This is a genomic window from Arsenophonus sp. ENCA (genome assembly GCF_002287155.1).
Classification (GTDB): Bacteria; Pseudomonadota; Gammaproteobacteria; order Enterobacterales; family Enterobacteriaceae; genus Arsenophonus; species Arsenophonus nilaparvatae.
Genome location: NZ_NHNG01000109.1, coordinates 1 through 4,234 on the forward strand (window position 1 = coordinate 1; position 4,234 = coordinate 4,234).

Here is a 4,234-nt window from a genome sequence, read left to right on the forward strand (position 1 = left end):
GAAGTTAAACAAAATTGTGGTATTGAACGCTGTCAGGCTCGCACGAGCCGAGCGCAAAGAAATCATATTTTTCTCGCTATTTCTGCGTGGTTTGAACAACATAAACGTCGTATATCTGAAAAAATAACACTTTATCAACAAAATTGGGACGTAATCAAAAATGCTATTGCTGAGCACATCCGTGTTTTATTAGCGTACCCAAATTAGTTTTGTGCGAAACTCGTGTATAATAGAAATAATCGCTGCTAATATTTAGCCATTAATTTTATTTACAAGGTGTTGCTAACTTAACATGTTAACTTCAGGAAATAGTGGAATTTATTCGGTTAGCCAACTTAATCAATCGGTTCGGCAATTACTTGAACTTCAAATTGGCAGAATTTGGCTTAATGCAGAAATCTCTAATTTTTCTCAGCCGGCTTCCGGCCACTGGTATTTGACTTTAAAAGATGAAAAAGCGCAGCTACGTGCCGCGATGTTTCGCGGCCAAAATATTCGCGTCAATTTTCGACCACAAAATGGTCAACAAGTGTTAGTTCGAGCGACTGTTACCATGTACGAGCCGAGAGGAGAGTACCAATTAATTATCGAAAATATGCAACCTGCGGGTGATGGATTATTACAACAACAATTTGAGATATTGAAACAGAAACTTTCAGCTGAAGGACTATTCGCACAACATTACAAACAAGCACTACCAATGCCAGCCAAACGCTTAGGTGTTATTACTTCAGCAACAGGCGCTGCATTACATGATATTTTAAATATCTTAAAACGCCGCGATCCTTCATTACCTGTCATTATTTATCCCACCGCCGTGCAAGGAGAAGATGCACCACGACAAATTATTCGTGCTATTGAGTTGGCTAATCATCGGCAAGAATGTGATGTGCTGATTGTCGGCCGAGGTGGTGGTTCATTGGAAGATTTGTGGGCTTTTAACGATGAAAAGGTCGCCCGAGCGATTTTTGATAGTCAGTTACCAATTATTGCAGCGGTTGGTCATGAAACCGATGTAACTATTGCTGATTTTGTTGCCGATTTACGAGCCCCAACCCCCTCAGCTGCGGCAGAATTAGTGAGCCGCAATCAACAAGAATTACTCCGTCAGCTACTTGAACAAAAACAGCGATTAGAAATGTCGATGGACTATTTCATGGCGCGTAAACTACGTATCTTTGGTCAATTACAACATAAATTACAGCAGCAACATCCTGAACTACGGATAACGCGCCAACACAATTATCTGATCCAATTACAACAAAAACTTGTTAACGCCACACAACAATATTTGCAGCAAAAAAATCGTCAGCAATATAACCTTGAACAACGTTTAATACTATGTGATCTGCGGCCACAACTACAAAATTGTCGCCAACGTTATATTCAGCAGCAATTTCAATTAAAACAATTAATTACTCAAATACTAAGCCAATATCGTGAAAAATTTAGTGTCTGTTGCTCCCGCCTTGAAGCAGTAAGTCCATTAGCAACATTAGCCCGTGGTTATAGTATTAGCGAATCACCTAATGGACAGGTTTTAACCAAAACACAACAAATACATATTGGAGAAACATTAAAAACTCGCTTACAAGACGGTTGGCTTGAAAGTAAAATCTTATCGATCAATAAAATTGCTTAATATCATCTATAAATATGATTTATTAGCCTTATATTAATTATCATATAAGGCAACAAAAATTTATTAAACATCAAAATCAGGGAAATATTTTTTATTATCATCTAGCATCAAAATAAAAGCATATTCCAAAGCGGTATCTTTTAGACGGTTAAATCGACCCGATTTACCACCATGGCCAGCTTTCATATTTGTTTCCAGCAATAAGACCGTATTACCCACTTTATACTCTCTTAGTTTAGCCACCCATTTAGCCGGCTCTCAATATTGGACTTGTGAATCATATAACCCCGTCGTAACCAATAAATTGGGGTAACGTTGAGATTTAATATTGTCATATGGACTGTAAGATTTTAGTCGAAAATAAGCGTCTTGCGCAGCAGGATCACCCCATTCATCATATTCACCAGTTGTTAATGGAATAGAAGGATCAAGCATGGTTGTCACAACATCGACAAAAGAAACTTGAGCGACAACGCCTCGATAGAGTTCCGGTGCCTGGTTAATTACCGCCGCCATCAATAAACCACCAGCACTACCACCCATTGCATATACCCGTTTGGGATCACCATAGCCCTTTGCAATCAATATTTTGGTTGCATCAATAAAATCACTAAAACTATTGGCTTTATTTTCAACCTTCCCTTGTTGATACCAGGCTTTGCCTAAATCGCCGCCACCATGAACATGCACTATCGCATAGACAAATCCCCTATCTAATAAACTCAAACGCGGTGAACTAAAAACCGGATCCACATTGATACCATAAGCACCATAGCCATAAATCAAAATCGGATTTTTGCTTTTTTGCCATCGATCTTTACGATATACCAACGAAACTGGCACTTTAGTGCCATCTTTTACCTGAACCCAGATACATTCACTGGTATAAAGTGATTTATCAAATCCATTGACTTGTTGTTGTTTTAGCAATTCACGCTGTCCAGTTAGCATATTTATCTGCATAACAGATATTGGGGTAGTTAGTGAAGAATAACCATAACGTAAAGTCTCGCTATCAGGCTCTGGATTATAATCAATCCAGACACTATATACCGCTTCATCAAATTGAACTATTTTTTACTGTTTGCTCTGCCAATCTATCTGTCGAATATTAACTAAGCCATTATGACGCTCTTCAACAACCAACCAACGGTTAAAAAGCGCAAAATTTTCTAAATCAGTCTCTTTATTCGGTGCAATAATTGTTTGCCAGGGCTGGTCAATTGATTGAGTAGCATATAAACCAAATTGCTCCAATTGATGGTTAGAGCGAATATAGAAATTATCACGAAAATGATCTAAATCGTACTCACGTCCGGTTTGGCGAGGGGAAAATATTTTAAGTGATTCGGCTGGGTTATTAGCATCGATTAATCGATATTCTGATGTTTCTGTACTACTAATCGCTAGTAGAATATACGCTTTTGAGCTACTTTTTGTCATGCTCAAGTAAAATCGGTCATCATTCTCTTGATAAACTTTTTTATCTTCAACCCCCCACTTTTCCATATTGATGACAATATACTTGATAAGGTAATAATGTTTGTGGGTGGTTACGAATATAATAGAGAGTTTGATTATCATTAGACCATACAATATTACCAGAGGTATTTTTAATTACTGCATTCTGCCATTTTTTACTAGCTAACTGTCTAAATGAAACCTCAAACTGACGACGACCTTGAAAATCTTCGACAATTGCCAAACGATTATTATCTTCAGAAACAGCAATACCACCCAAGGTATAAAATTGATGTCCCTTAGCTCGCTCATTACCATCAACTAATATCTGCCAATCACTATTTTGGTTGACAGGTTTACGTTGATAAATAGGATAATCTTGGCCTTCCTGATAAAGGGTACGATAAATGTAACCATTATATATATAAGGCACCGATTGATCTCGCTGCTCCACACGAGCGACCATCTCGCCAAATAATTGCTCTCTTAATACGGTGCCAGATTTTAATACCGCATTGGTATATTGATTTTCATCAGTCAAGTATTTGATAACTTTTTTATTTTTTCTCGTATCATCACGTAGCCAATAATAATTATCAATGCGGCTATCATCATGTAAAACCATTTTGTGTGGTTGCTTTTCTGCCATTGGAATTATCATTTTTTCTCCTGCCAAACTGGTAAACGCAATCATATTTAATAATGATATCAATAGTATAATGTTCAAATATCGATAGAAAAAGCGCTGAGTTAATTGCATATTTATTAGAACATCCTGTTGGCAAATTTTTAGTTATTTAATAATACAAAATTAATAAATAAAGGCCTATGATACTAATAGATAAAACAACTATTTTAAATAAATCACGAGTTTCGCAGTCTCTAAAAAAGAAGTATAAATTTAAAAACAAGAAAAAATCAGGATGTTCATATTTTGTCCGGTTATCCATGCATTAAAGATATCTATAAAATATTCTTGCAAGTAAGCAGTGTAAGATACTCTAGTTTGGCGTTATCAGAAGTCAGCCCATCGCCTTTATCTCATGACACGGTTAGCCGATGGTTAAAAAGTAGATGTTTCCGCCCTAAAGACCTATGGCGATTAGTTGAACCTTCTATAGACAAAAAAAG

2 protein-coding genes and 2 pseudogenes are annotated in these 4,234 nt (G+C 36.8%); 3 read left to right on the forward strand and 1 reads right to left on the reverse strand.

Features of this window, described 5'->3' with window-relative positions:
- Both CBG25_RS03140 and xseA read left to right on the forward strand, forming a co-directional pair.
- Nucleotides 1-207 (forward strand): annotated as a pseudogene (locus tag CBG25_RS03140) (hypothetical protein); the annotation flags it as partial.
- 85 nt (nt 208-292) lie between these two features.
- Entirely contained in the window at nt 293-1,642 is a 1,350-nt protein-coding gene (gene xseA, locus CBG25_RS03145; RefSeq protein WP_290604453.1) for an exodeoxyribonuclease VII large subunit, read from the forward strand.
- A 63-nt stretch (nt 1,643-1,705) separates the two neighbouring features.
- Here the strand turns inward: xseA and CBG25_RS03150 are convergent.
- Nucleotides 1,706-3,797, reverse strand: a pseudogene (locus CBG25_RS03150) (S9 family peptidase).
- Nucleotides 3,798-4,037: 240 nt separating this feature from the next.
- Here CBG25_RS03150 and CBG25_RS03155 point away from each other — a divergent pair.
- A partial coding sequence (locus tag CBG25_RS03155; protein WP_290604058.1) for a hypothetical protein occupies nt 4,038-4,234 on the forward strand: 197 nt, incomplete at its 3' end.